The organism is Dactylosporangium siamense, from assembly GCF_016862795.1.
In the GTDB taxonomy this organism is placed as follows: domain Bacteria; phylum Actinomycetota; class Actinomycetes; order Mycobacteriales; family Micromonosporaceae; genus Dactylosporangium; species Dactylosporangium siamense.
The window spans coordinates 118,526-143,736 of record NZ_BONQ01000026.1 but is presented as its reverse complement, the minus strand read 5'-3'; the positions used below and the strand labels follow the sequence as shown (position 1 = coordinate 143,736).

Sequence of the window (25,211 nt, the reverse complement as noted above, 5' to 3'; positions counted from 1 at the left end):
CGAGCCGCTGGAACGGCTCGAACAGCCGGTCCACCTCCGCGGCCGGGACGACGTCGCCGCCGTTGCGGACCGTCACGACCACCACGCCGTCGCGTTGCGCGGTGACCACGTCGACCCAGCCGCCGCGGTGGTTGTGCCGGACCGCGTTGCTGACCAGGTTGCCCAGGAGCCGGTCGAGCAGCGCCGGGTCGCCGGTGACGGGGGCCGGGCGCAGGTCGTTGGTGAGGTGCAGCCGCGCATCCTCGGCCTCGGCGTCGACCTCGGTCAGGGCGGTGGCGGCGGCGACCGCGAGGTCGTAGGGCTCGCCGGCGATGACGCCGCTGTCGCTGCGGGCCAGGGCGAGCAGCCCGTCGAGCATGCGTTCGGCGCGGCCGGTCGCGGTCAGGACCCGCCGGGCCGCGGCCTCCCACTGCTCGGGTCCGCTGTGCCGCTTCGCCAGCTGCACCTCGGTGCCGGTCCGCACGATCGTCAGGGGCGTGCGCAGCTCGTGGGCGGCGTCGGCGACGAACCTGCGCTGGCTGCGAAACGACGCTTCGAGGCGCTCCACCATGGCGTCGAACGTGTCGGCGAGCTCCTTGAGCTCGTCGCTCGGGCCGGTGAGCGCGATCCGCTCGTGCAGCCGGTCCTGCGAGATCCGGCGGGTGGCGGCGGTCAGGGTCCGCAGCGGCCGGAGCATGCGGCCGGCGACGAGCCACGAGATGCCCAGCGCGGCCAGCGCCGCGACCAGCAGCGCGACCGCGGACGTGCCGAGGCTGTCGCGCAGCGCCTCGGCCCGCAGCTCGGCCCGCACCTGCTGGTCGAACCGGAACTTCGGCTCCTTGTTCATGTCGCCCGTCGGCCCTTCCGGGTTGATCGTCGGCGGCGGCACGCCGGACCGTTCGATCAGCGCGTCGTCGACCTGCGCGTAGAGGCTCTGGTAGAGCAGCACGTCGTTGACGGCCAGCAGCACGCCACTGGTCGCGACCAGGACGACGGTGTACACCACGGCCAGCCGCAGCCGGATCGTCGCGCGGATCCTCACAGCCGGTACCCCGCGCCGACGACCGTCTCGATCAGCTGCGGCTCACCGAGTTTGCGGCGCAGGCGGGCCATCGTCACCCGGACCGTCGCGGTGAACGGGTCGGCGTGCTCGTCCCAGGCCCGCTCCAGGAGGTCCTCGGCGCTGACGACGGCACCGTCGGCGCCCATCATGATCTCCAATACGGCCAGCTCCTTCGTGGTCAGCGGGATGACGCGGCCGTCGCGGGTGACGATCCGCCGTGCGGTGTCGAACTGCAGCCCGGCGCGGCGCAGGACCCGCGGGGCGTTGTTGGCCCGCCGCGCCAGGGCCCGGATCCGCAGGACCAGCTCGTCGAACACGAACGGCTTGGGCAGGTAGTCGTCGGCGCCGAGGGTCAGCCCGGCGACCCGGTCGGCGGCCTCACCGGCGGCGGTGAGCATCAGGATCCGCGCGTCGCTGCCACCCGCGGCGAGGACCGTGCACACCTGGTCGCCGTGCACGCGGGGCAGGTCACGGTCGAGCACGACCACGTCGTAGCGGTTGGCGCCGGCCTTGTGCAGCCCGTCCAGCCCGTCGGCGGCGACGTCGACGGCGATGCCGCGGTCCCGCAGCCCGTCGGCGACCTGCTCGGCCAGCACGGGCTCGTCCTCGATCAGCAGTATCCGCACGTCACCAGTCTCCGCGAGCAGGGATTACACCGACGTTACAGCCGCTGTGACGGTGCTGTTGCACCCCGGTTGGTGGACTCGGGTCATGCGGATTCGACTCCTGACCGCCGGCCTGCTGCCGGTGCTGCTGCTGCCCGTGCTGCTGGCCGGCTGCACGAAGACCGGTGACGACGGTGGTGTCGCGACGGTGGACGGCACCGCGGCGCCCCGCGTCACGACGACCCTGACCTTCGAGCAGCAGGGTCTGCTGCACGCCCGGTGCATGCGCGAGCACGGCGTGCCCGAGGCGGACCCGCAGGTCAACGGCGACCAGGTCCGGGTCGGCGGCGGCTACGACAAGGCGTCCATCGACGCGGAGGTGCTGGCCAAGGCGATGGCGGCCTGCAAGCAGTACGAACCCGTGCTGTCGCCCGACGAGATGGACAAGAAGCTCGGCACCGCCCGGGACGAGTCGCGGTGCATGCGCGCGCAGGGCGTGGAGGACTTCCCCGACCCGGCGACGAACGGCGCCGTCGACGTGCCGGAGGCCGTCCGCATGGACCCGCAGTACGAGGCGGCCGAGTCGGTCTGCATCCGCCACGGCGGCCGGGTGGCGTCCCCGACCCCGTCGGGGCAGCGGTGAGGGCGGGGAAGGCGGTCTGGGCGGTCGCCGCGGTGGCCGTGGCCGGCGCCGCGGGCGCCGCCGCCGTCGGGTTCGGCGGCGACCGCCCCGGCCCGCGCACCGCGACCGGGCTGCCGCCGGCGACCGCCCAGGTGACCCGGCAGACGATGCACGACGTGGACGAGGAGCCCGGCGACCTCGGCTACGGCCGCACCACCACCCTGTCCGGCCGGGTCCCGGGCGTCATCACCGGCACGCCGCTGCCCGGCGACGTGATCGAGCGGGGACGGGCGGTCTACCGCGTCGACGACCGGCCGGTCGTGCTGCTGTACGGCGCCGTCGCCGCGTACCGGCCGCTCACCCCCGGCACCACCGGCGCCGACGTGCGGCAGCTCGAGGAGAACCTGCGTGTCCTCGGCTACGGCGGGTTCCCCGTCGACACGTCGTACACCGCCGCGACCGCGACCGCGGTCCGGCGCTGGCAGAAGGATCTGGGCCTGCCGCAGACCGGCGAGGTCGACCTGGGCCGGGTGCTGTTCAGCGTCGGCGCGATCCGGGTGGACACCGTCACGGCGGGCGTCAACGAATCCACCGGCGGGGGAGACGAGGTGCTCCGGTTCACCGGCACCGACCGGACCGTGACGGTGCACCTCGCGGTGTCCAAGCAGCGCCTGGCCCGTAACGGCGTCCAGGTGCAGGTCCGGCTGCCCGACGGCCGCACCGTGCCCGGCCGGGTCGACCGGGTGTACACCGTGATCGAGCAGGCGCAGGACACCCCGCCGCAGACCCGGGTCGAGGCGCTCGTCTCCCTCGCCGACCCGGCCGCCGCGGCCGGGATCGAGGCGGCCGTCGTCGAGGTGACCTTCACCGCCGCCGAACGTGCCGACGTCCTCACCGTGCCGGTGGCGGCGCTGGTCGCCCTCGCCGAGGGCGGCTACGGGCTCGAGGTCGTCGACGGCACGGCCACCCGGTACATCAAGGTGGAGCCGGGCCTGTTCGCCGGCGGCCGGGTCGAGGTCACCGGGGACGGCCTCACCGAAGGCATGACGGTGGGGATGCCGCGATGATCGAACTGACCGACGTGACGAAGGTGTACCGCGGCGGCGTCCGCGCGCTCGACGGGGTCACGCTGCGCGTCGAGCGCGGTGAACTGGTCGCCGTCGTGGGCCCGTCCGGCTCCGGCAAGTCCACCATGCTGCACGTGCTCGGCACCCTCGACCTGCCGACGTCCGGCCGGGTCACCGTCGACGGGCACGACGTGTCCCGGCTGAGCGACCGGCAGCTGTCGGCGCTGCGGGCGCGCCGGATCGGGTTCGTGTTCCAGCAGTTCCACCTCGCCGCCGGCACCCCAGCCCTCGACAACGTCGCCGACGGCCTGCTCTACGCGGGGGTGCCGGCCCGGCAGCGCCGCGACCGGGCGGCGGAGGCCCTCGAACGCGTCGGCCTCGGTCACCGGCTCGGCCACCGGCCGACCGAACTGTCCGGCGGCGAGCAGCAGCGGGTCGCGATCGCCCGGGCCGTCGCGGGCGGGCCGGCGCTGCTCCTCGCCGACGAGCCGACCGGCAACCTCGACTCCGTCGCCGGCGCCGGCGTCATGGACGTGCTCCGCGAGCTGCACACCGCCGGCACCACCGTCGTGGTCATCACCCACGACCGGGACCTGGCCGCGAGCCTGGACCGGCAGATTTTCATGCGCGACGGCCGGGTCGCCGGCGACACCCGCACTGCGGTGACGGCGTGACGGCGCAGCGGCTCCGGCCGGCGCGGCTGTCGGCGGGTGATGTCCTGCGGACCGGCGCGGCGGGACTGCGGACCCGGCCCACCAGGGCGCTGCTGTCCGCGCTCGGCATCGCGCTCGGCATCGCCGCCATGGTCGCGGTGGTCGGCATCTCCGCCTCCTCCCAGGAGCAGCTGAACCGGCAGCTCGCGGCGCTCGGCACGAACCTGCTCACCGTCGCGCCCGGGCAGGGCATCGCCGGTGACCGCGCGGCGCTGCCCGCCGAGGCGGAGGCGATGATCGGCCGCATCGGCCCGGTCACCGCCGTCTCGGCGACCGCCGCCGTCGCGGGCGTCAAGGTGTACCGCTCCGACCAGATCCCGAGAGCGGAGAGCAACGGCCTGTCCGTCCTCGCGGCCCGCCTCACCCTGCCGGCCACCGTCGGCGCCACCGTCCGCAGCGGGACGTGGCTCAACGGTGCGACCGCCCGCTACCCGGCCGCCGTCCTCGGCGCGGACACCGCCGACCGGCTCGGCATCGGCCGGCCCGGCCCGCAGGCCCAGATCCAGGTCGGCGGGCGGCCGTTCACCGTCGTCGGCGTCCTCGACCCGGTGCCGCTCGCCCACGAACTGGACACGGCCGTGCTGCTCGGCTGGGACGCCGCCGCCACGATCTTCGGCTTCGACGGGCGACCCACGACCGTGTACACCCGCTCCAGCGACAGCCAGGTCGAGGCGGTCCGGGCCGTCCTCGCCGCCACCGCCAACCCGGCGGCGCCCGGCGCCGTCACCGTGTCGAAGCCGTCGGAACTGCTCGCCGTGCGCCGCGCCACCGACGCCACCCTCAACGGGCTGCTGCTCGGCCTGGGCGCGGTCGCGCTCCTCGTCGGCGGTGTCGGCGTCGCCAACACGATGGTGATCTCGGTGCTGGAACGCCGCGCCGAGATCGGCCTGCGCCGCTCGCTCGGCGCGACCCGCGGCCAGGTCCGGACGCAGTTCCTCACCGAGTCGCTGCTGCTGTCGGCGCTGGGCGGGGCCGGCGGTGTGCTGCTGGGCATCGCCGTCACGGCCGCGTACGCGACGTATCAGTCCTGGCCGTCGATGGTTCCGGCCTGGGCGACGGCGGGTGCCCTGGCCGCGACCATGCTCATCGGCGGTGTCGCGGGCCTGTACCCGGCGATGAAGGCGGCCCGGATGTCCCCGGTGGAGGCCCTCACCTGAGGCCTCCGGAACGTGAGTGTTCATCACGTATGTCGTGACAATTGCAACTGTGAGGCCCTCGGACCGGCTGACACGCTGGTGCCGGAATCGAGAGACGCACCCGCGTCTCCGCTTTCCTGTCACGTACTTCACGCGACCGACGGTCGCGGGTCGTCGCCCGAGGAGAGTGCCGTGCCACGCGTTGTCGCAGCTGTGCTGGAACAGGGAAGCCCCGGTGTCCGGGTGCCGGCGCCGGTCGCCACGACGGCGCGCCGGCGCCGGGTCCCCGCACCCGAGCCGATCCGCCGCCCGCGGGGCACCGGCGCCGGTGAGCCGTGGCGGCAGGCCGGCGCGGACCTCGCCGTGTTCGTCGCGCTCTGGCTGGCCGCCGGCGCCGCGTGGCATGACGCGCTGACCGGTGCCGGACTCACCGCCGTCGCCCTGGCCGCCGTCGGGCTGTACCGCCCGCGCCTGCACCTGAGCGTGCTCGACGACATCCCCCGGATGCTGCTCGGCGTCGGCGCGGTGACCCCGCTGACCGTCTGGTGCACGCTGCCGCCGGCGACGTTCGAGGCGGCCATCGTGCTGTGGCCGCTGGTGGTGCTCGCCGCGACCGTGCCGGTCCGTGCGTTCGTCTACGTCACGCTGTACCAGCGCCGCCGGCTGCTGCCCGGCGACCGCACCCTCATCGTCGGCTCCGGCGACGTCGCCCTGCGCCTCGCCGAGGTGCTGCGGGCCGACCGGGCCTACGGCATCAGGCCGATCGGGCTCGTCGGCCCGCCCGCCCTCACCGCCGAAACGCTGCCCGCGCCGCTGCTCGGCCACGTCGACGCCCTCACCGAGATCGTCGCCCTGCACCGGCCGGACCGCGTCATCGTGGCCTTCCCGGGCGCTCCCGACACGGACCTGATCGGCGTCATCCGGCAGTGGCGCCGGTCCGGCATCACGGTGTACGTGGTGCCGCGGCTGTTCGAGCTGGCGGTGCCGGCCGCCGGCGCGGAACTGGTGCAGGGCATCGCCCTGGAGCGCATGCGCCCCGACCGGATGCGCGGGCTGTACGCGGCGGCGAAACGGACCATCGACGTGACCGGCGCCGCGATCGGCCTGGCGCTGGCCGGGCCCATCCTGCTCGCCTGCGCCGTCGCGGTGCGGCTGGAGTCCGGGCGGGCCGGCGTGCTCTTCCGGCAGCAGCGCATCGGCCGCGACGGCAGGCCGTTCACGATCCTCAAGTTCCGCTCGCTGACCCCGGCGACGGACCGCGAGTCGCAGGTCCGCTGGAACATCAGCACCGACGACCGGGTCGGCCCGGTGGGGCGCCTGCTGCGCAACACGTCGCTGGACGAGCTGCCCCAGCTCATCAACGTCCTGCGCGGCGACATGTCGCTCGTCGGGCCGCGGCCCGAGCGCCCGTACTTCGTCGAGCAGTTCGCCCACATGTACGGCGGATACGCCGACCGCCACCGCGCCGCCGCCGGCATCACCGGCTGGGCGCAGATCCACGGCCTGCGCGGCGACACCTCGATCGCCGACCGCGTCCGCTACGACAACTACTACATCGAGAACTGGTCGGTCGCCCTCGACATCAAGATCATGATCCGGACCGTCGGCGCGATGCTCGGCCTGGCCCGGCGATGGCGATGAGCGCGCTGACTCAGGGTGCCACGCTGCCGTTGCGCATCGCGCTGGCCCCGCTGGCGTGGGCCCTGGCCGCCGGCGGCTGGGCGGCCCGACGGCCCAGCTGCCTCGTCGCCGCCGCGCTGCTGCTGGTCTGCCTGCCCAGCGACCTCCAGGCGGCGGGCGGGGGCGGGCGGATCACCGTCGCCGACGTCGCCGCCGGCGTCGCGGTCGCCGCGGCGCTGTGGCGCTGCCTGCGCGACGGCGCCGTGCCGGCCCCGCTCGGGCTGCTGCCCTTCGGCGCGGTGGTGCTGTCGGTGGCCGCCGCCACCGTGATCGCCGCCGACCCGGCCGAGAGCCTGGTCGGTTTCGTGCGATACACCGAGCTCTTCGTCCTCGTCCCGGTCGCCGTGGCCATGGCGCTGCGGGACCGGTTCGACGTGCTGCTGGTCGCCGGTGCGTTCGTCGCCGCCACGGTCGCCGAGGGCATCGTCGGGGTCCGGCAGTCGGCGACGAACACCGGCGCCTCCTATGCGGGGCAGTACGTCCGCGCGATCGGCACGTTCGGCGCCGAACAGGTCATGGCGCTCGGCGCGCTCGTCGGCTACGGCATCGTCGTCACCCTCGCCCTCGGGCTGGCCGCCCGCGGCCGCGTCCGGGCCGCCCTCGTCTGCACCGCCGCGCTGCTGGTGCTGCCGCTGGGCTTCTCGCTCAGCCGGGGTGCCTGGATCGCCACCGCCTGCGCGGTCGTGGTGCAGCTCTTCGTCTTCAGCCGACGGCTCGGCGTGGCCACCGTCGCCACCGCCGCGTTCGCGGTCGGGCTGCTGGCCAGCGGCGTCGGTCCGGCCTCGGGCACGCTCGACGAGCGGGTCACCAGCATCGCGTCGTCCGGCTCGGCGCCCGACCGTTCGGTGCGGGACCGGTACGCGCTGTGGGGCACCGCGATCGGCATCTGGGCCGACCATCCCGTCCTCGGCGTCGGCCTCAAGGACTTCGCCGCGGCCCGCGACACGTACGCGCCGATGTCACTGTCCGCCGGCAGCGACGTCGACGACCCGCAGGCCGGCTTCCGCCGCCAGCCGCTGCTGTCCGCGCACAACCAGTACCTGATGGTCCTGGCGGAGCAGGGCACCGTCGGCGTCCTCGCGTTCGGCTCGCTGCTCGGCACGCTCACCGCCGGCGCGTTCCGGCGCCGGGTGGCCTTTGCCTCGGGGCCGCCGGGCACCGACACGCGCTTCCTGGACCTGGTGGCGCCCGGCGTCATGGTCTGGACGCTCATCGACTTCAGCTACGGCGACATCGGCGCCGGCCCGACCGGCGTCCTGCTCGCCGTCCTGCTCGGCCTGGTCGCCCGCCGCATGGTCATCGTGCCGCGGACACCGTCGCCGGAGGCGCCCCGATGACCGCGGCCACGGCCCGGGGCACCCTCATGGCCGCCGCGCTGGTCACCGTCGTCATCACCGTCTCCGGCTCCGGGCTCGGCCTGATCCGGGACGTGCTGCTGGCCCGGTTCTTCGGCGCGGACGGCGCCACCGACGCGTTCCTGGTCGCCTGGACGGTGCCGGAGACGGCGTTCTGCCTGGTTGTCGAGGGCGCCATGTCGCTGGTCATGGTGCCGCTGTTCAGCCGGACCCTCGCCCGGCAGGGCTCGGTGCGGGACCTGGTCGCGGCGACGCTGCCCCGCGTCACGGTGGCGCTGCTCATCGGCTCGGCGGCGGTGCTGCTCGGCGCGCCGCTGCTGGTCCACGCCGTCGCGCCGGGCCTCGCCGACCCGGCACTTGCCGTCACCTGCACCCGGCTGACCGCCACCACGGTGCTCGGGTTCGGCCTCGCCGGCTACCTGAGCGCGGCGCTGCGCGCCCACCACGTCTTCGCCGCACCCGCCGCGATCCACCTCGCCTCCAACGCCGGAATCATCGGTCTCATGTGGACACTGCACGGCCGGCTCGGGGTCGTCAGTGCCGCCGCCGGGGTCGCGCTGGGCGGCGCCCTGATGGTCGCGGTGCAGCTGCCGAGCTACCTGCGCCACGTCGGGCTGCCGCACCCGCTCCACGTCGGGCTGCCGCACCCGGGCCGCTGGCTGCGCGGGGCGACCCGACCGGTCGGTGCGCTCGCGCTCGGCGCCGTGGCCCCCGTCGTCGTCTACACCCTCGGCCGGCAGTCGCAGGTGTACGTGGAGCGGTTCCTCGGCTCCGGGCTGCCCGCCGGCGCCATCACCCACCTGAACTACGCGCAGAAGCTCACCCAGCTGCCGATGCTGGTCGCGCTGCTGATCTGCACGGTGACGTTCCCGACGCTGGCCCGCTGCGTCGCGGCCGGTGACCTCGCCGGCGCGCGCCGGCGGTTCGCCGCCGACCTGCGGCTGGTGACGGTGCTGATCCTGCTCGGCTCGGCGTACCTGGTCGTCTTCGCCCCGGAGGTCGTGCAGTGCCTGCTGGAGCGGGGTGCGTTCGGCGTCGCCGACACCACGTCGGTCGCCGCGCTCGTGCGGGTCTGCGCGGTCGGGCTGCTGGGCCACGCGATGGTCGGGGTCGCCGTCCGCCCGTACTTCGCCGACGGCGGCCGGGCGTGGCTCCCGGCCGTGGCGGTGGGCGTCGGGGTGGCCGTCAACGCCGCCGTCGCCGCGCTGAGCGTCGCGCATCTCGGGGCGGTCGGGATCGCCGCCGGCAACGGCGCCGGCATCGCCACCGCCGCGGTGCTGCTGCTGGTCGGGCTGCGCCGCCGCGACCTGGCCGTCCCGCTGCGGGAGACCGCCTGGACGACGGCCCGGGCGGTCCTCGCCGCCGCCGCGGCAGCCGGGGCCGGCTGGCTGGCCGGGCGGCTGCTGGAAGACCTCGGGTCCACTGTGGTCAGTGTCGCCGGCGGCGTCGTTGTGCTCGGCGCGTTCGCGGTGGCGGCCCGGCTGGTGGGGTTCGACGAGGTCGGCGCGCTGGTCTCGGAGCTGGGACGGAGGGCCCGCCGTGGACGGTGACCTGGTGCTGATGTACCACTCGGTGGAGCACTGCGACCACGACCCGTTCCGGGTGACCGTGTCGCCGGACCGGTTCGCCGGGCAGCTGCGCTGGCTGCGCCGGGCCGGGTGGCGGGGCGTCGCGATGCGGGACCTGCTGCGGGCGCGCGCGGCCGGCACCGCGCACCGGCTCGTCGGGCTCACGTTCGACGACGGCTACGCCGACTTCGTCACCGAGGTGATGCCGGCACTGGCCCGGCACGGCTTCACCGCGACCGTGTTCGTCCTGGCCGGCCGCCTCGGCGGCGCCAACGCCTGGGACCGGCCCGGTCCGCGCAAGGCGCTGATGACCGCCGGCGACGTGCGCCGGGCCGCCGACGCCGGCATGGAGATCGGCTCGCACGGCCTGCTGCACCGGCCGCTACCGGCCGCCGACCGGACCACGCTGGCCGCCGAGGTCGGCACAAGCCGGGCGACGCTGCGCGCGCTGTGCGGCCAGGACGTCCGCGGGTTCTGCTACCCGTACGGCGCGGTCGGCGCCCGCGAGGTGGCGGCGGTCCGGATGGCCGGGTACGAGTACGCCTGCGCGGTCGGACGCTCCACATTGGACGTCCGGTACGCGGTGCCTAGGGTCTTCGTCGGCGACCGGGACGGCGCCGCCCGGCTGGCCGCCAAGTGGCTGCGGCACCGCATCGCCGCCGGGGGTGCGTGATGAGAGTCCTGCACGTCATCACCGGCCTCGGCGTCGGCGGCGCCGAACACCAGCTGCGCCTGGTGCTGCCCCGGCTGGCCGCCGAGCCCGCGGTCGTCACGCTGACCAACCCGGGGCCGGTCGCGACGGCGATCCGCACGACCGGGATCCCGGTGCACGACCTCGGCATGCGCGGCAACCGGGACCTGACCGCGGTCCCGCGGCTCGCCGCGTTCATCCGTGCCGGCCGCTTCGACGTGGTCCACACCCACCTGTACCGGGCTTGCGTGTACGGGCGGATCGCAGCCCGGATGGCCGGGGTCCGGGCCGTCGTGGCGACCGAGCACTCCCTCAACGACGGGATCATCGAGGCCCGCCCGACCACCGCCGGCGTCCGGGCGCTGTACCTGGCCGCCGAACGCCTCGGGCGGGTCACCGTCGCGGTGTCCGAGGCCGTCCGGCAGCGCCTCGTCGCGTGGGCCGTGCCGGACCGCCGGATCACCGTGATCCCCAACGGCATCGACCCGGCCGAACTGCGGCCCGACCCGGTGCTGCGCCTGCAGACCCGGGCCCGGCTCGGCATCCCTGCCCGGGCCCGGGTCGTCGGCGGACTCGGGCGGCTGGAGCCCACCAAGCGGTTCGACCTCCTCGTCCGCGCGGTCGCGGCGCTGCCGGACACCACGCTGCTGCTGGCCGGTGAAGGACCGGCCCGCGCCGGACTCGCCGCCCTGGCCGGCGAACTGGGCATCGCCGACCGGGTCGCCTTCGCCGGCGGCCTGCCGCACGCCCGCGCCGCGCTCTGCGCGATGGACGTGTTCGCCTCGCCATCACCGCAGGAGACGTTCGGGATGGCGGTCGTCGAGGCCCTCGCCGCCGGACTGCCGGTGGTGTACGTGAGCTGCCCACCCCTCGAAGCCCGCCCCGATCCGGCGGCGCGGCGCGTCCCGGCGACGCCGGAGGCGCTGCGCGACGCCGTGCGGGCCGCCCTGTCCCGGCCCGGCACCGCGGCACCGGAGACGGTCGCCCAGCACGACATCGGCCGCGTCGCCGGTGCCCTGGACCAGTTGTACGGACGGCTCACCCGGCCGGACCGAGTTTGGAGCCGAACGACATGAGCAGCACGCCATCGACGGTCCTGGCCCGCCTGGTGCGCAGGTGCGGCCTGCTCGCCGTCGTCACCGCCCTCGGTGCCGGCGCCGGCGGGATCTACGGCGAGGTCAAGACCCCGACGTTCCGGGCGCAGGCCTACGTCGTGCTCACCGCGGAGCCCGGCGAGTCGTTCGCGGCGGTCAACTTCGCCCAGGCGTACGGCCGGATCGTCACCAACGGACCGGTCACCGACGCGGCGGCCACCGCACTCGGCTCCCGCGACGGGCTGTCGAGCGTGACCGCGACGACGTCACCGGACGCGCCGGTCATCGAGATCACCGCCACCGGCGCCGACGCCGGACGCACCGCCGACGTCGCGAACGCCGTGGCGAAGGCGCTCGCCGAATACGCCACCGCGCGCAAGGCCGAGACCCGGGTCACGGCGTCGGTGCTGGCCCCGGCGAGCACCCCGACCACACCGTCGTCGCCGAAACCGCCGCTGGAACTGGTCGTCGGTGCGGCCGCCGGCCTCCTGGTGGGCGGGTTGGCGGCGCTCGCCGGCGTGGGCCGGGCCCGGCGCGGGACCGCCACTGCCGCGACCGGGCAGGATGTCGTCGCCAGGACGCCGGTTTGGGCGGATACGTCCGTCGCCACCGCCCTCGTGTCATCACCCCAGCCGGCCGCCGCCGACCCGCCGCCACTGCCGCCGCCCGGCATGAGCTGGCCGCCGATGGCCATCGCCTGGAACGCGGCGCCGCCTTCGACCACCGCGGCACCGGACGCATCGGACGTCGCGGTGCCACAGCAGCCGGCCGAACCGCCGAAGGTCATCGGCCGGGCCGTTGTCATCCGTCGGGAGTCGCTATGAACCCGTTGAGCACAGTGGACTCCGCACCGTCCGGGGTCAGCGCCTGGTCGGTCGAGGTCCGCCGGGACGACGCCGCCCTGGCCGAGATCCGGGCCGAGTGGACCGACCTCTTCGGCCGGTGCGCCACGGCCACGCCCTTCCAGGCGCACGCCTGGATCGCGTCGTGGTGGCGCACGTACGGGCGACCCGGCCGGCTCCGGCTGATCCTGGTGCGCCTCGACGGCCGGCTGGTGGCCGCCGCCGCGCTGCTGCGGCAGCGGCGGTGGCTCTGCTCGGTGCTGACCCCGGTCGGCGGAGACCTGTCGGACTTCGCCGACGTCCTCGTCGACGAGACGCTCGCCGAACCGGCGGCCCGGGCGCTCGCCGACGCCCTCGCCCAGGTCCCCGGCTGGCAGGTCGTCGACCTGCCCGAGACGCGACCCGGGTCCGTCGCGGGCGTGCTGCTGGCCGAGGCGTGGCGCGGCCGGCACCACCTGGTCCCCGCCTCGCTGTGCCTGGAACTGCCCGCCCGCGACCTCGACGATCTGGTCGCGGAACTGCCGGGCCACACCCGCAAGACGGTGCGCCGCCGGGTCAACCAGCTGCGCCGGCTCGGCCTCGACGTGCGGGCCGTGACCGCGGACGAGGCCGGCCGCGCCGTCGGTGACCTGCTCGCCCTGCACGCCCGGCAGTGGCAGGGCCGCCAGGTCAACCCCGAGCACATCCGGGCCGAGTTCGCCCGGCACCTCGGCGCGGCCACCGGCGACATGATCGCGGACGGGCAGGCCGAGCTGTTCGAGTACCGCCTCGACGGGCAGCTCGTCGCCTCCTCGCTCGCCGTCGTCGGGCGGGACCTCGTCGGCGGGTACCTGTACGGCGCCGACCCGGACCTGCGGGACCGCGCCGACATCACCACGCTGCTGCTGAGCGACACGCTGCCCCTCGCGGTCCGGCGCGGCTGCGCCACGATGAGCATGCTGCGCGGCGCCGAGCCGTACAAGCTGCGGTGGCGGCCGGTGGAGTCGGTGAACCAGCGGGTCCTGCTGGTCCGCGGCGGCAGCCCCCAAGCCCGGCTCTACGCCGCCGGGGTGCGCGCCCGCCGCGCGGCGGTGCTGCTCGCCAAGCGCCACCTGCCCGGCCTGCGCGCGCTGCGGGACCGGCTGCGGCGGCATCCGGGCGGTGGCTGACATGCGCGTCCTGCACGTCGCCCAGCCGCGCGACGGCGGGGTGGCCGCCTACGTCACCGCCGCCGTCGCCGACCAGCTCGCCCGCGGCTGGGACGTCGCCGTCGCCTGCCCGCCGGACGGCCGGCTCGCCGCCGACCTGGCCCGCACCGGCGTGCCGCACCGGTCCTGGCCGGCGACCCGCGGCCCGGGCCGGGCCACCCCGGGCGAGCTGCGCGCCCTGGGCCGGCTGCTGCGGTCGTCGCGGCCCGACGTCGTGCACCTGCACGCCGCCAAGGCCGGGCTGGCCGGCCGGCTGCACCTGCGGGGGAGGATCCCGACGCTGTTCCAGCCGCACGGCTGGTCCTGGCTCGCCGCCGACGGGGTGCTGCGGGCCGGCAGCGTCGGGTGGGAACGCGCCGCCGCCAGGTGGGCCGACCGGCTGGTCTGCGTCGGCGACGAGGAAGCGGCCCTCGGCCGGGCGGCACGGGTCCGCGGGCGGTACGCGGTCATCCGCAGCGGCGTGGACCTCCAGCACTTCCGGCCGGCTGGCGACGCCGCCCGCCGGGCCGCCCGCGCGCGGCTCGGCGTGCCGGCGCGGACCCCGCTCGCCGTCTGCGTCGGGCGGCTCACCCGGCAGAAGGGCCAGGACGTGCTGCTGGCGGCGTGGGAGCGGGTCGCCGCGCGCTGCCCCGACGCGCGGCTCGCGCTGGTCGGCGACGGCGACCTGCTGCCCGCGCTGCTGGGCCGGGCCGGCACCGGCGTCACCTTCGCCGGGGACGTCACCGACGTGCGGGACTGGCTCGCCGCCGCCGACGTCGTCACCCTGCCGTCCCGCTGGGAAGGGCTGCCGCTGACCGCCCTGGAGGCCATGGCGACCGGCCGGTCCGTCGTCGCCAGCGACATCCCCGGCATCGCCGGGATCGTCACCGCGCGGACCGGGGCGCTCGTCCCGCCGGAGCGCCCGACCCCGCTGGCCGACGCGCTGCTGTGCCGCCTGCTGGACCTCGGGCCGGCCCGGGCGGAGGGCGCCGCCGCCGCCCTGCACGCCTCGGGTTTCGACGCGCGGCGCACCTACGCCGAGCTCGCCGACCTCACCCGCTCGGTCGCCGCACCCGTCCGGTCCACCGCCACCGTCGCCGCACCTGGCCCGTCCACCGTCGCCGCACCTGGACTGTCGACCGTCGTCGCACCTGGACCGTCGACCATTGCCGCACCTGGACTGTCGACCGTCGTCGCACGTGGACCGTCCACCGTCGTCGCACGTGGACCGTCCACCGTCGTCGCGCCAGGACTGTCCACGAAGGAGGCACGATGACCATGGTGTCCACATCGGACAGACGGGTCGGCGGCATCGACCTCGCCGACCCGGCGTTCTGGCGGCAGCCCGAGCCGGTCCGGCACGCGGCCTTCGCCCGGCTGCGGCGGCTCGACGCGCCGGTGTTCTTCCCCGAGCCCGGCGGCGGCTTCTTCGCCCTCGTGGGGCACGCCGACGTGGTGACCGCCAGCCGCACCCCCGACGTGTTCGTCAGCCGGCACGGCGTCACCACGCCACGGCCCGCACGGTGGGTCCGGACGGTCTTCGGCGACTCGATGGTCAACCTCGACGACCCGCGGCACCAGCAGCTGCGGTCGGTCGTCGCGCGGGCGTTCACACCCCGCGTCGTGGCCCGGATCGCCGCCGACACCGAGCGCGTCGCCGCCCGCATCGTCGACGACCTGGTCGTGGCGGGCAGCGGGCCGGGTGGTGGGCCGGGCGACTTCGTGACGGCCGTCGCGGGGCGGCTGCCGTTCGAGGTGATCTGCACGATGATGGGCATCCCCGACGGCTACCGCGGCACGCTGCTGCGGCGGATCGACTCCACCACCGAACGGGCCGGCGTCCAACGGGCCGGCCGCCGGCTGCGGATCCCGGGCCGGGGCATCGCCGCCCTCGCCCAGCTGCACCGCGTCGTGGCGCGGGTCGGCGCCGACCGGCGGCGGCACCCGACCGACGACCTGATCTCGGCGCTCGTCACCGCGGACGTCGCCGGCCGCCCGCTGAGCGGCCGCGAGCTCGGCTCGTTCTTCTCGCTGCTGCTGGTGGCCGGCGTGGAGACCACCCGCAACACGATCGCCCACGCGCTGCGCCTGCTGACCGCGCACCCGGACCAGCGCGAGCTGCTCCTGGCCGACTTCGACGCCCGGGCCGCCGGATTCGTCGACGAGGTGGTCCGGCACAGCTCACCGATCCTGCAGTTCCGGCGCACCGTCGCCCGCGACCACACCCTCAACGGCTTCCCGCTGCGCGCCGGCGACGAGGTCGTCATGTACTACGTGTCGGCCAACCGGGACGAGACGGTCTTCGCCGCGCCGGACCGGTTCGACATCGCCCGGACACCCAACCCGCACGTCGGGTTCGGCGGCGGAGGACCGCACTTCTGCCTCGGCGCGTCCCTCGCGCGACAGGAGCTGACCGTGCTCTTCCGCGAGCTGTTCACCCGGCTGCCGGACCTCCGCTCGGTCGGCGCCCCGGAGCTTGTCCCGTCCAACTTCGACCACCGCGTCGCCCGGCTCGGCTTCACGTACACCTGAAGGGGCGTATCCATGTTCCGCAGAACGTTGCTGGCCGCCGTGACCGTGCTCGCCGCCGCGGCGACCGTCACGTCGTTCGTCGCCGGCGCGTCAGAGGACAACGACGCGCCGGCGGTCTGGCCGAGCACCCCGGTCGTCCCGGAGGACGGCGACGGCCCACCGGATCCGCTGGGGCAGCCGCCGGGCACCTGGGAGATCGTGTTCGGCGACGAGTTCGACGGTGCGGTCCTCGACCGCGACCGCTGGGACGACCGCTCCGGTGCCGAGCCCGACGAGGGCCGCGGCAACAAGGGCAACCAGCAGCTCGAGTGGAACCAGGCGGCGAACTGCCACGTCGGCGACGGCGAACTGGTGATGACGGCCAGGCGCGAGCCGCACACGTCCGCCGCGGGGGAGCGCTACGACTGGACGTCCTGCCTGATCTCCAGCCGCTTCGAGTTCCAGCACGGGTACATCGAGGAGCGCTCGATCCTGCCGGCGGCGAACGGGTTCTGGCCCGCGTTCTGGACCTGGCAGGCGCCGCAGGTCGACAGGCAGGTCGAGACCGACGTGTACGAGCAGTACTCGGCCGGCAGCCGCGAGCTGCAGATGACGCAGCACTCGGGCGGGCAGGACGGCTGCCGGTGGAAGGTCCCGTTCGACCCGTCGGCGGACTGGCACACCTACGGCGTCGCGATCGAGCCGTCCGGCACCGTCTGGTACGTCGACGGGATCCAGGTCTGCCACACCGGGGCGACCGCGGACGCGCCGACGAACATCATCTCGAACCTCGCCGTGTACGCGCAGCGCCCACCCGGCGGCGGCACGCAGCAGGCCGGGAAGCGGGTCGACCACATCCGCGCCTGGGCCCGCCGGTGACCCGGAGTTGTCAGCGCAGCCAGCCGTCGCGGCGCACGATGCGGATCGCGTCGAGCCGGTTGCGGGCGCCGGTCTTGAGGATCGCGGCGGAGATGTAGTTGCGCACGGTGCCGAGCGACAGGCTCAGCCGCTGGGCGATGTCGGCGACCGAGTCGCCCTGCATGGCGAGGCCGAGGATCTCCAGCTCCCGGGTGTTGACCGTCTTGTCCATCCCGAGCTGGGCCACCTCGAGCTGCGGGTCGACGACCCGCTCCCCGCAGGCGATCCGGCGGATCCAACCGGCCAGGACCGGGATCTGGACACCCTTGACCAGGAAGCTCAGCTGCGGGGCGTGCCGCCGGGGCGGCAGCGTGCCGCGCATCCCCGGGTCGGAGAGCACGACCACCCCGCAGCCGGGCGCGGCCCGGCGCAGCTCGTCGACGATCGGCAGGATCTGGCCGACCATGTATGTGGTGTTGAACAGCACGACCTGGGCCCGGACCCGCACGCAGCACTCCGCGACCGGTCCGTCGACGTCGACCGTGCCGGCCACGACGATCCCGGGCTGATGATTGAGGAGCCGGACGAGGACACCAGGCGCCGTCGCATTGTCGAAGATGAGGAGCACGCGAATCACCGCAGTCACCCCCTACCGGCACCGGTGGGTTCGGGAGGCTTCTCTTTGGCCGAACGGTATGCGACCGCCGTCACAGTCGAATCCCAGGTTCGTGCCAACGCCGCCAACTCCCGGAGCGTGGGTTCGATAGCATCGAGGTCCGGTACCGGCGGAGAAGAGGCGGCCCGTGGATTCCGGTCAGCGCGGCGCGACGACCGAGTCGCTGGCGCCGCTGCGGCGCCGGCGGATCCGGCTGGCCCTGGCCGGGGTCGCGGTGGCGGCGATCGTGACCGCGGGTCTCGTTGCCGCCAGGATGGCTGCGGCGGGAGGCGACCAGCGGAAGCTGTCGGACACGGGCATCGCTTCGTGCGCGCGTCACATCGTCGAGGGAGTGGTGACAGGTGTCTCGCCGTCCCGTGCCGGCGGGTGGCGGGTCACCATCCAGGTGGAGGCGTCGCTGAAGGGCGCGGGCGTGGGACAGCCGCTCACCTACCACGACGACGGCCCGTCGGGCTCGCGGCTCGACCTCGGCACGCGGGTCTTCGTGATCATCTCCCGCTTTCCCGGCGAACCCGTCCTGGGGTATGTCGGTGAGGACATCGCCTGGGCCCGGGACTGGATGGCCCACGCCGTGCCGCTGTCGCACGACGTGCCGTGCGAGACGCCCGGCTGAGGCCGTTCCCTCGTAGGCTTTCGCGCATGACGGTGATCGCCAAGGTGGCCGTGATCCTCGACGCGTTCACCGCCGAGGATCGGGGGGTCGGCTTCGCTGAGCTGCAGCGGCGCACCGGGCTGGCCAAGGCGACCCTGCACCGGCTGACCGGTGAGCTGGTCGCGGCCCGGCTCCTGGAGCGGGTCGACGGCAGGTTCCATCTCAGTGGGCACCTGTTCGCGCTCGGCATGCGCGCCTCGGTGGAGCGCGGGCTGATCGAGGTGGCCACGCCGTTCCTGGAGGACCTGTACGAGCGCACCCACGAGACCGTGCACCTCGGGCTGCGGGAAGGGGCCGAGGTGGTGTACGTGGCGAAGATCGGCGGCCACCGTCAGGCGCGGGCGCCGTCCCGGCTGGGTGGGCGGATGCCGCTGCACGCGACCGCGATCGGCAAGGCGCTGCTGGCCTTCGCCCCGGCGGCGCTGCGGGCGGAGGTGCTCGACGCGCCGCTCGCTCGGCTGGCGCCGCGGACCGTGACGTCCGCGGCGATCCTGCGCCGGCAGCTCGACGAGGCGGTGCGGACGGGGGTGGCGTTCGAGGCGGAGGAGTCGGCGGTCGGGATCGTCTGCGTGGGCGCGCCGGTGCTGGACGGGCACGACGTCGCGGTGGCGGCGGTGAGCGTGGCCGGGCCGGCCACCCGCTTCGACCCCCGCCGGCATGCCGCCGCGGTCAAGGCCGCCGCCGCCGGTGTCACCGCGACCCTGGCCCGCCGCGAGGCACTGCTCGACCAGAGTTCCGTCTAGCGGAACACTTCGGTGGCGGGCGGACAGGCCGGGCGAGCATCGTGGCCCGCATGACATCGCCTGCGGCGCAACGGCTGCTCGACGCGACGCGCACCGCGACACCCTGCGCACCGGTCCGTGACCTCATCGGCGCGCAGGACATCGCGGCCGCGTACGCCGTGCAGCGGGAACTCACCCTCGACCGGCGGCGGCGCGGGGCCCGGGTCGTCGGCCGCAAGATCGGTCTGACGTCCGCGGCCGTGCAGCGGCAGCTCGGGGTGGACCAGCCGGACTTCGGTGTGCTCTTCGACGACATGGACGTCAGCGCGCTCGACCCCGTCCCGGTCGGCGGGCTCCTGCAGCCGCGGATCGAGGCCGAGGTCGCGTTCGTGCTCCGCGCGGACCTGACCGGGGATCTCTCCGCGGCGGTGGTACGTGCGGCCGTGGACGTGATGGTGCCCGCGCTGGAGATCGTCGACAGCCGGGTCGCCGGGTGGGACATCAGCATCGCCGACACGATCGCCGACAACGCGTCCAGCGCCCTGTTCGTCCTGGGCGACGACCGGGTCGGCCTCGACGCGCTGGAGCCGGTGGACATCCAGATGGAGCTCAGCGTCGACGGCGCCGTCGTGTCCAAGGGCACGGGCAGTGCCTGCCTGGGCGACCCGCTCGCCGCGCTGGCCTGGCTGGCCGGCGCCGCCCGCGACCTCGGTGACCCGCTGCTCGCCGGGCAGGTGGTGCTGTCCGGCGCGCTGGGCCCGATGGTGCCGGTGCTGCCCGGGATGCGGGTCGCCGCCACGTTCACCGGCCTGGGCACGGTCGCGACCCGGTTCGGGACCGAGTGATGCGGACGAAGGTGGCGATCATCGGCTCGGGCAACATCGGCACCGACCTGATGATCAAGATTCTGCGGCTGTCGGAGACCCTCGAGCTCGTCGCGATGGCCGGCGTCGACCCGGCGTCCGACGGGCTGGCGCGCGCCGCCCGGTTGGGCGTCGCCACCACGGCGGAGGGTGTGGACGGCCTGATCGAGCTGCCCGGCTTCGCCGGCGTCGACATCGTCTTCGACGCCACGTCGGCGCGGGCGCACATCGTCAACGACGCCAGGCTCGCCGGGTCCGGCCGGACGATGGTCGACCTGACCCCGGCGGCGATCGGGCCCTACGTGGTGCCCGCGGTCAACCTCGACCAGCACCTGCACGAACGCAACGTCAACATGGTCACCTGCGGTGGGCAGGCGACCATCCCGATCGTCGCCGCCGTGTCCCGCGTGGCCGCGGTGCCCTACGCCGAGATCGTCGCGTCGATCGCCTCGAAGTCCGCCGGCCCGGGCACCAGGGCCAACATCGACGAGTTCACCGAGACCACCGCGCGGGCCATCGTCGGGGTCGGCCAGGCGGCGCGGGGCAAGGCGCTGATCGTGCTCAACCCGGCCACCCCGCCCGTGATCATGCGGGACACCGTGCTGTGCCTGGTCGACGCCCCGGCCGAGCGGACGCGGGACGCGATCCGCGCGTCGGTGGAGGAGATGGTCGGCGTGGTCGCCGGATACGTGCCCGGCTACCGGCTGAAGCAGCGGGTGCAGGTCGAACCGGTGCCGGCGGACCTGCCGGTGCACACGCTCACCGGCGCGGGCGCGCCGGTCACCCATCAGGTGTCGGTGTTCCTCGAGGTCGAGGGCGCCGCGCACTACCTGCCCGCGTACGCCGGCAACCTCGACATCATGACGTCCGCCGCGATCGCCACGGCCGAGCGCATCGCCGCCGTGCGTGGCGGCCGCATCCGGCAGGTGACCGTATGACGCGGGTCTTCATCCAGGACGTGACGCTGCGGGACGGCATGCACGCCGTCCGGCACCGCATGGGCCTCGACTCGGTCGCCCGGATCGTGGCGGCGCTGGATGCGGCCGGCGTGGACGGCATCGAGGTGGCCCACGGCGACGGGCTGGCCGGCGGCAGCCTGAACTACGGCCCCGGCTCGCACACCGACTGGGAGTGGATCGAGGTGGCCGCCGCGCACATCAGCCGGGCCCGGCTGACCACCCTGCTGCTGCCCGGCATCGGCACCATCGCCGAGCTGCGGCAGGCGGCCGCGCTCGGTGTCCGCTCGGTCCGCATCGCCACGCACTGCACCGAGGCGGACGTCGCGGCGCAGCACATCGCGACCGCCCGCGAGCTGGGCATGGACGTGTCCGGCTTCCTGATGATGAGCCACCTCGCCGAGCCGGCCGAGCTGGCCGGGCAGGCGAAGCTCATGGAGTCCTACGGCGCGCACTGCGTCTACGTCACCGACTCCGGCGGCCGGCTGATGATGGACGGCGTGCGGGACCGGATCCGGGCGTACCGGGACGTCCTGGAGCCGGACACCGAGCTGGGCATCCACGCGCACGAGAACCTGTCGCTGTCGGTCGCCAACTCGATGGTCGCCGTCGAGGAGGGCGTCACCAGGGTGGACGCGTCCCTGGCCGGTCAGGGCGCCGGGGCCGGCAACTGCCCGATCGAGCCGTTCGTCGCGGTCGCGAACCTGCGCGGCTGGGAGCACGGCTGCGACCTGTTCGCCCTGCAGGACGCGGCGGAGGACATCGTCCGGCCGCTGCAGGACCGCCCGGTCCGGGTCGACCGCGAGACCCTCACCCTCGGCTACGCGGGGGTCTACAGCTCGTTCCTGCGGCACGCCGAGACGGCGGCGCGGCGGCACGGCCTGGACGTGCGCGACATCCTGGTGGAGGCCGGCCGGCGCCGCCTGGTCGGCGGCCAGGAGGACCTGCTCGTCGACATCGCCCTGGACCTGGTCCGCTAGAAAGCACGGGAAAGGTCGTGCCGATCGCCATGCCGGTGATCCATTCGGGCACCGGTTCGTAGCTGTCCCAGACGAGGGGGAGCCCGACCGCGGCGTGGCCGACCAGCCACGAGCGGATCTCGTGCCCGCCGCTGCCGGCCTCGTGCTCCAGCTTTTCGTGGCCCAACGCGACGACGGGGTCGAGGTCCGTCGTGTGCAGCTGGCGCAGGAACCAGCGGTCCCAGCCGGCGTTCACCGGCGCGTCCGGGTTGCCGGCCATCGCCCGGACCCGCGGCTCGCGGACCGCGGCGAACGCCCGGGTGTCCTTGCGGCCGTGGATCAGCGCGTCGCGGCGCTCGCCGACCACCGACGGGTCGCGCGGGTCGTTGGAGGGCAGCCAGTGCGACAACCCGCCGCTGGCGACCACCAGGACCCGGACCGGGTCGGGGCAGCGGCGGATCGCGTCGCCCAGCGCCCGGCCCAGGGCCACGCACCTGGCCAGCCCGGGCAGCGGCGGCGCGGCGGTGTTCAGCACCAGCGGCACCAACGGGACCTCGATCCCGCCGGTGGTCATCTCGTAGCTCTGCACCACGCCGTGATCGACGGTCAGTGCGTAGGACAGCAGCGACACGTCGAACCCCGCGTCGGCCAGCCCGTCCCGCACCGCCCACGCCAGCCCGGCCGCGACCGGCAGGCGGCCCTCGGTGCTGCCGAAGTCGCCGAACCCGGTGGCCGCCTCGACGCCGAGGACGAACGGCGGCATCTGGTCGTAGAAGTTCGCGTGGAAGTGGTCCGGGCCGATCACCACGACCGCGTCCGGGTCCAGCTCCGCCACCGCGGCGGCCACCCGGCGCGCGTCGGCGAGGAACCGGCCGCCGGGTTCGCCGTCGCCGGCGGGCGGCAGCAGCGTCGCGAACGGCGAGTGCGACATCCCGACGAAGCCGATGATCTCGCTCACGCCGCCGCCTCCGCTACGCTCCGGCGTCCGCCCGAGCCGCTTCGCTGGCCGCTCACGCGGGGTCCTTTCCGAGCAGCAGGAAGTCCCGGTGGGCGTGCAGGTACTCGCCGACCTTCTCCCACTGCGGCCAGTGCCCGGCGTCGGCGATGACGTGCAGCCGCGCGTCCGGCAGCCAGCCGAGCAGCAGGTCCGCCTCGTCCAGCCCGCCGGTCGGGTCGTGCTCGGTCCACAGCAGCAGGGTCGGGGCGCTCACCCTGCCGACCCAGTCCGGCCCCCAGGCGAAGTCCTTGCGTACCAGAGGATCCTGCAGCACCAGCGTGTTCGTGATCGCCTGGACGAACCCCGGCCGGCGGTAGACGGCCGCGGATCACCGCCAGGAGCGGCGGGGTCATGACCAGCGAAACCCGAGCTCACAACCCGTGCGACGAGTTATGGCACGGCACAGGGTCACGATCGGTTCGGCGTGGTGTGTAGACGTTCAGCTGATATATCCGCAATGACGTGATGGTCCGCTTGCGCGGCTGACGAATCTCTAGTTACTGTCAGAGTGACAGTACGCTACGGTGCATGCATGGAAGTCGATGAATGGCATGCGCCGCGAGTGCTTCTGACCGTCGATCTGGTGATCCTGACCCTTCGCGGGTCCCGCCTCCACGTACTGCTGGTGCGACGCGGGATCGAGCCGTACCAGGGCGAAATGGCGCTTCCTGGAGGATTCCTCCGGGACGCGGAGGAGGGCATCGCGGAGGCGGCGCACCGTGAGCTGGCGGAGGAGGCCGGCCTCGACGCCGCGTCGCTGCACCTGGAGCGGTCCGGCGTCTATGACGACCCGGGCCGGGATCCCCGTGACCGGGTGATCTCCGTGGCGTACCTCGCCATCGCGCCGCGGCTGCCGGAGCCGGTGGCCGGCACCGACGCGGCCGGCGCGTGCTGGACGCCGGTGGACGACGTCCTCACCGGCCACGTGAAGCTCGCCTTCGACCACCGGCAGATCGTCGAGGACGGCGTCGAACGGGCTCGGGCCAAGCTGGAGTGCTCGTCGCTGGCGACCGCGTTCTGCGGCGAGACGTTCACGATCTCCGATCTACAGCAGGTGTACGAGGCCGTATGGGGGATCCGCCTCGACCCCCGCAACTTCTACCGGAAGGTGCAGCAGGTGCAGGACTTCATCATCGCGGCCGGACCGCTGCGGAAGACGGAGCACGGACGGCCGGCCCGGCTCTTCCGGGCCGGGCCGGGCCGGGCGTTGCATCCGTCGATGCTCCGCCCGGCCGCCCCGGTGACCGAGGAGGGAGACGACGATGAACGGTAGCCCGGTGGTGGTGCTCACGGCGCTGAATCTCGAGTACCAGGCGGTCCGGGGGCAGCTCGTCCGCACGCACGTGCACCGGCACAGGGCCGGCACGCGGTTCGAGGTCGGCACGCTGGCGGGTGGCCGGTGCACGATTGCGCTCGCGCTGGTGGGCAAGGGCAACAACCCCGCGGCGGTGCTGGCGGAGCGGGCGATGGCGGAGTTCGATCCGCAGGCGGTGCTCTTCGTCGGCGTCGCCGGATCGCTGTGGCCGAGCATCGCCCTGGGCGACGTCGTAGTAGCGACACACGTCTACGCGTACCACGGGGGCACGAGCGAGGACGACGGGCTCAAGGCACGTCCGAGGGTCTGGGAGGTGCCGCACGAGCCCGACCAGATCGCCCGGCACCTTGCCAGGGACGGCGGCTGGGCGCGCCGTCTGCCGCCGGCCGTCCCTGTGCCACCCGTCCACTTCGGGCCGATCGCCGCGGGTGAGGTCGTCCAGGACTCGGCGGTCGCCGCACACGCCGCCTGGGTCCGGCAGCACTACAACGACGCCCTGGCCATCGAGATGGAGGCGGCGGGCGTCGCCCAGGCCGGCCATCTCAACAGGTCGCTGCCGGTGGTCGTGGTGCGAGGCATCAGCGATATGGCTGACGGCACGAAGACGGCGACCGACGGGGTGAACTGGCAGCCCCGCGCGGTCGCGAACGCCGCCGCGTTCGCCGTGGCGCTCGCCGAGCAACTGTCCGCGGAACGTCGTGCCGATCAGCGGGTCAGCGTCGTAGCGAACCGGAGGAGTGCAGGAATGGGTCCGACGTTCAACAACACCGCCAAGGACAACGCGCGGGTCGGCATGCAGGTCGGCGTGGTCAAGGGCGACGTGCACGCGTCGCCGGTGGCCGCCGGTGCGATCGAGCTGTCCGTCAAGCTCGCGGATCTCCGCGCCGCCGTCGAGCGGGCGCGGGAGCGCGGGCGGCTGGACGAGGACACGTACGTCGCCGCTCGGGCAGAACTCGACGTCGCCACGGAGGCGGTCGACGCGCCGGCGCCCCAGCGCAAGGCGCCGCTGCTGATGGCGCTCAGACGACTCGGCGGTCTGGTCGGTGACGTCGCCGACCTTGCGGCGAAGGTGGCCGCCGTCGTCGCCGTGGTGAAGGGCATGTCATGACGGGCCGGCGCCG

The 25,211-nt window shown here is 74.6% G+C and carries 25 protein-coding genes and 1 pseudogene; 21 read left to right on the top strand and 5 right to left on the bottom strand.

The genetic code is table 11. The annotated features are described in order from the left end of the window. Positions 1-1,021: histidine kinase dimerization/phospho-acceptor domain-containing protein (locus tag Dsi01nite_RS09405; RefSeq protein ID WP_239135795.1), on the bottom strand; the 1,021-nt coding region annotated here is incomplete at its 3' end. Continuing rightward, a complete protein-coding gene (locus Dsi01nite_RS09400) occupies positions 1,018-1,668 on the bottom strand; it encodes a response regulator transcription factor (protein ID WP_203845659.1) in 651 nt (216 codons plus the stop codon). The genes Dsi01nite_RS09405 and Dsi01nite_RS09400, both read right to left, overlap by 4 nt. A gap of 85 nt (positions 1,669-1,753) precedes the next feature. Between Dsi01nite_RS09400 and Dsi01nite_RS09395 the strand changes: the two genes are divergently transcribed. The 14 genes from Dsi01nite_RS09395 to Dsi01nite_RS09330 all read left to right on the top strand — a co-directional run bounded on the left by Dsi01nite_RS09395 (position 1,754) and on the right by Dsi01nite_RS09330 (position 16,971). After that, positions 1,754-2,290, top strand: a complete 537-nt coding sequence (locus tag Dsi01nite_RS09395) for a hypothetical protein (RefSeq protein WP_203845658.1) — start codon at positions 1,754-1,756, stop codon at positions 2,288-2,290. Continuing rightward, on the top strand, positions 2,287-3,336 hold the full coding sequence (locus tag Dsi01nite_RS09390) for a peptidoglycan-binding protein (RefSeq protein ID WP_239135794.1): 1,050 nt from the start codon (positions 2,287-2,289) through the stop codon (positions 3,334-3,336). The genes Dsi01nite_RS09395 and Dsi01nite_RS09390 overlap by 4 nt, the downstream gene beginning before the upstream one ends. Continuing rightward, on the top strand, positions 3,333-4,010 hold the full coding sequence (locus Dsi01nite_RS09385; RefSeq protein WP_203845657.1) for an ABC transporter ATP-binding protein: 678 nt from the start codon (positions 3,333-3,335) through the stop codon (positions 4,008-4,010). The genes Dsi01nite_RS09390 and Dsi01nite_RS09385 overlap by 4 nt, the downstream gene beginning before the upstream one ends. Further along, on the top strand, positions 4,007-5,206 hold the full coding sequence (locus Dsi01nite_RS09380) for an ABC transporter permease (protein ID WP_203845656.1): 1,200 nt from the start codon (positions 4,007-4,009) through the stop codon (positions 5,204-5,206). The genes Dsi01nite_RS09385 and Dsi01nite_RS09380 overlap by 4 nt, the downstream gene beginning before the upstream one ends. A gap of 171 nt (positions 5,207-5,377) precedes the next feature. After that, complete coding sequence (locus Dsi01nite_RS09375) at positions 5,378-6,826, top strand: sugar transferase (RefSeq protein WP_203845655.1); 1,449 nt, start codon at positions 5,378-5,380, stop codon at positions 6,824-6,826. After that, entirely contained in the window at positions 6,823-8,202 is a 1,380-nt protein-coding gene (locus Dsi01nite_RS09370) for an O-antigen ligase family protein (protein WP_203845654.1), read from the top strand. Before Dsi01nite_RS09375 ends, Dsi01nite_RS09370 begins: the two co-directional genes overlap by 4 nt. Continuing rightward, on the top strand, positions 8,199-9,770 hold the full coding sequence (locus Dsi01nite_RS09365; RefSeq protein WP_203845653.1) for a lipid II flippase MurJ: 1,572 nt from the start codon (positions 8,199-8,201) through the stop codon (positions 9,768-9,770). Before Dsi01nite_RS09370 ends, Dsi01nite_RS09365 begins: the two co-directional genes overlap by 4 nt. After that, positions 9,760-10,461 (top strand): polysaccharide deacetylase family protein, encoded by a 702-nt coding sequence (locus tag Dsi01nite_RS09360; protein ID WP_203845652.1) that lies wholly within the window; start codon positions 9,760-9,762, stop codon positions 10,459-10,461. The genes Dsi01nite_RS09365 and Dsi01nite_RS09360 overlap by 11 nt, the downstream gene beginning before the upstream one ends. Then, the gene (locus Dsi01nite_RS09355) at positions 10,461-11,555 is read left to right on the top strand and encodes a glycosyltransferase (protein WP_203845651.1); all 1,095 of its coding nucleotides are present in this window, start codon (positions 10,461-10,463) and stop codon (positions 11,553-11,555) included. The genes Dsi01nite_RS09360 and Dsi01nite_RS09355 overlap by 1 nt, the downstream gene beginning before the upstream one ends. Further along, entirely contained in the window at positions 11,552-12,397 is an 846-nt protein-coding gene (locus Dsi01nite_RS09350; protein ID WP_203845650.1) for a YveK family protein, read from the top strand. Before Dsi01nite_RS09355 ends, Dsi01nite_RS09350 begins: the two co-directional genes overlap by 4 nt. After that, positions 12,394-13,563: a GNAT family N-acetyltransferase gene (locus tag Dsi01nite_RS09345; RefSeq protein WP_203845649.1), complete on the top strand. Its 1,170-nt coding sequence runs from the start codon at positions 12,394-12,396 to the stop codon at positions 13,561-13,563. The genes Dsi01nite_RS09350 and Dsi01nite_RS09345 overlap by 4 nt, the downstream gene beginning before the upstream one ends. Before the next feature lies 1 nt (position 13,564). Next, on the top strand, positions 13,565-14,857 hold the full coding sequence (locus Dsi01nite_RS09340) for a glycosyltransferase (RefSeq protein ID WP_203845648.1): 1,293 nt from the start codon (positions 13,565-13,567) through the stop codon (positions 14,855-14,857). Continuing rightward, positions 14,854-16,113, top strand: coding sequence for a cytochrome P450 (locus Dsi01nite_RS09335; protein ID WP_203845647.1), 1,260 nt, complete (start codon positions 14,854-14,856; stop codon positions 16,111-16,113). Before Dsi01nite_RS09340 ends, Dsi01nite_RS09335 begins: the two co-directional genes overlap by 4 nt. A gap of 12 nt (positions 16,114-16,125) precedes the next feature. Then, positions 16,126-16,971 (top strand): glycoside hydrolase family 16 protein, encoded by an 846-nt coding sequence (locus Dsi01nite_RS09330; RefSeq protein WP_203845646.1) that lies wholly within the window; start codon positions 16,126-16,128, stop codon positions 16,969-16,971. A gap of 10 nt (positions 16,972-16,981) precedes the next feature. Here the strand turns inward: Dsi01nite_RS09330 and Dsi01nite_RS09325 are convergent, their stop codons facing one another. Beyond that, complete coding sequence (locus Dsi01nite_RS09325) at positions 16,982-17,587, bottom strand: response regulator transcription factor (protein ID WP_203845645.1); 606 nt, start codon at positions 17,585-17,587, stop codon at positions 16,982-16,984. A gap of 166 nt (positions 17,588-17,753) precedes the next feature. Between Dsi01nite_RS09325 and Dsi01nite_RS09320 the strand changes: the two genes are divergently transcribed. From Dsi01nite_RS09320 to dmpG, 5 genes are read left to right on the top strand one after another with little or no spacing between them, the layout of a single operon-like run. Then, entirely contained in the window at positions 17,754-18,239 is a 486-nt protein-coding gene (locus tag Dsi01nite_RS09320) for a hypothetical protein (protein ID WP_203845644.1), read from the top strand. 26 nt (positions 18,240-18,265) lie between these two features. Beyond that, on the top strand, positions 18,266-19,021 hold the full coding sequence (locus Dsi01nite_RS09315) for an IclR family transcriptional regulator (RefSeq protein ID WP_203845643.1): 756 nt from the start codon (positions 18,266-18,268) through the stop codon (positions 19,019-19,021). Positions 19,022-19,071: 50 nt separating this feature from the next. Beyond that, on the top strand, positions 19,072-19,845 hold the full coding sequence (locus tag Dsi01nite_RS09310) for a 2-keto-4-pentenoate hydratase (RefSeq protein WP_203845642.1): 774 nt from the start codon (positions 19,072-19,074) through the stop codon (positions 19,843-19,845). After that, positions 19,845-20,801, top strand: coding sequence for an acetaldehyde dehydrogenase (acetylating) (locus Dsi01nite_RS09305; protein ID WP_203845641.1), 957 nt, complete (start codon positions 19,845-19,847; stop codon positions 20,799-20,801). The genes Dsi01nite_RS09310 and Dsi01nite_RS09305 overlap by 1 nt, the downstream gene beginning before the upstream one ends. Further along, complete coding sequence (dmpG, locus tag Dsi01nite_RS09300) at positions 20,798-21,799, top strand: 4-hydroxy-2-oxovalerate aldolase (RefSeq protein ID WP_203845640.1); 1,002 nt, start codon at positions 20,798-20,800, stop codon at positions 21,797-21,799. Before Dsi01nite_RS09305 ends, dmpG begins: the two co-directional genes overlap by 4 nt. 94 nt (positions 21,800-21,893) lie before the next feature. Here dmpG and Dsi01nite_RS09295 read toward each other — a convergent pair. Next, positions 21,894-22,709 (bottom strand): annotated as a pseudogene (locus Dsi01nite_RS09295) (DODA-type extradiol aromatic ring-opening family dioxygenase); the annotation flags it as partial. A gap of 79 nt (positions 22,710-22,788) precedes the next feature. Then, on the bottom strand, positions 22,789-23,049 hold the full coding sequence (locus tag Dsi01nite_RS09290; RefSeq protein ID WP_239135793.1) for an alpha/beta fold hydrolase: 261 nt from the start codon (positions 23,047-23,049) through the stop codon (positions 22,789-22,791). 258 nt (positions 23,050-23,307) lie between these two features. Here Dsi01nite_RS09290 and Dsi01nite_RS09285 point away from each other — a divergent pair, with 258 nt between their 5' ends. Both Dsi01nite_RS09285 and Dsi01nite_RS09280 read left to right on the top strand, forming a co-directional pair. Then, positions 23,308-24,048: an NUDIX hydrolase gene (locus Dsi01nite_RS09285; RefSeq protein ID WP_203845639.1), complete on the top strand. Its 741-nt coding sequence runs from the start codon at positions 23,308-23,310 to the stop codon at positions 24,046-24,048. Continuing rightward, entirely contained in the window at positions 24,038-25,198 is a 1,161-nt protein-coding gene (locus Dsi01nite_RS09280) for a 5'-methylthioadenosine/S-adenosylhomocysteine nucleosidase family protein (protein WP_203845638.1), read from the top strand. Before Dsi01nite_RS09285 ends, Dsi01nite_RS09280 begins: the two co-directional genes overlap by 11 nt. Positions 25,199-25,211 lie beyond the last annotated feature (13 nt).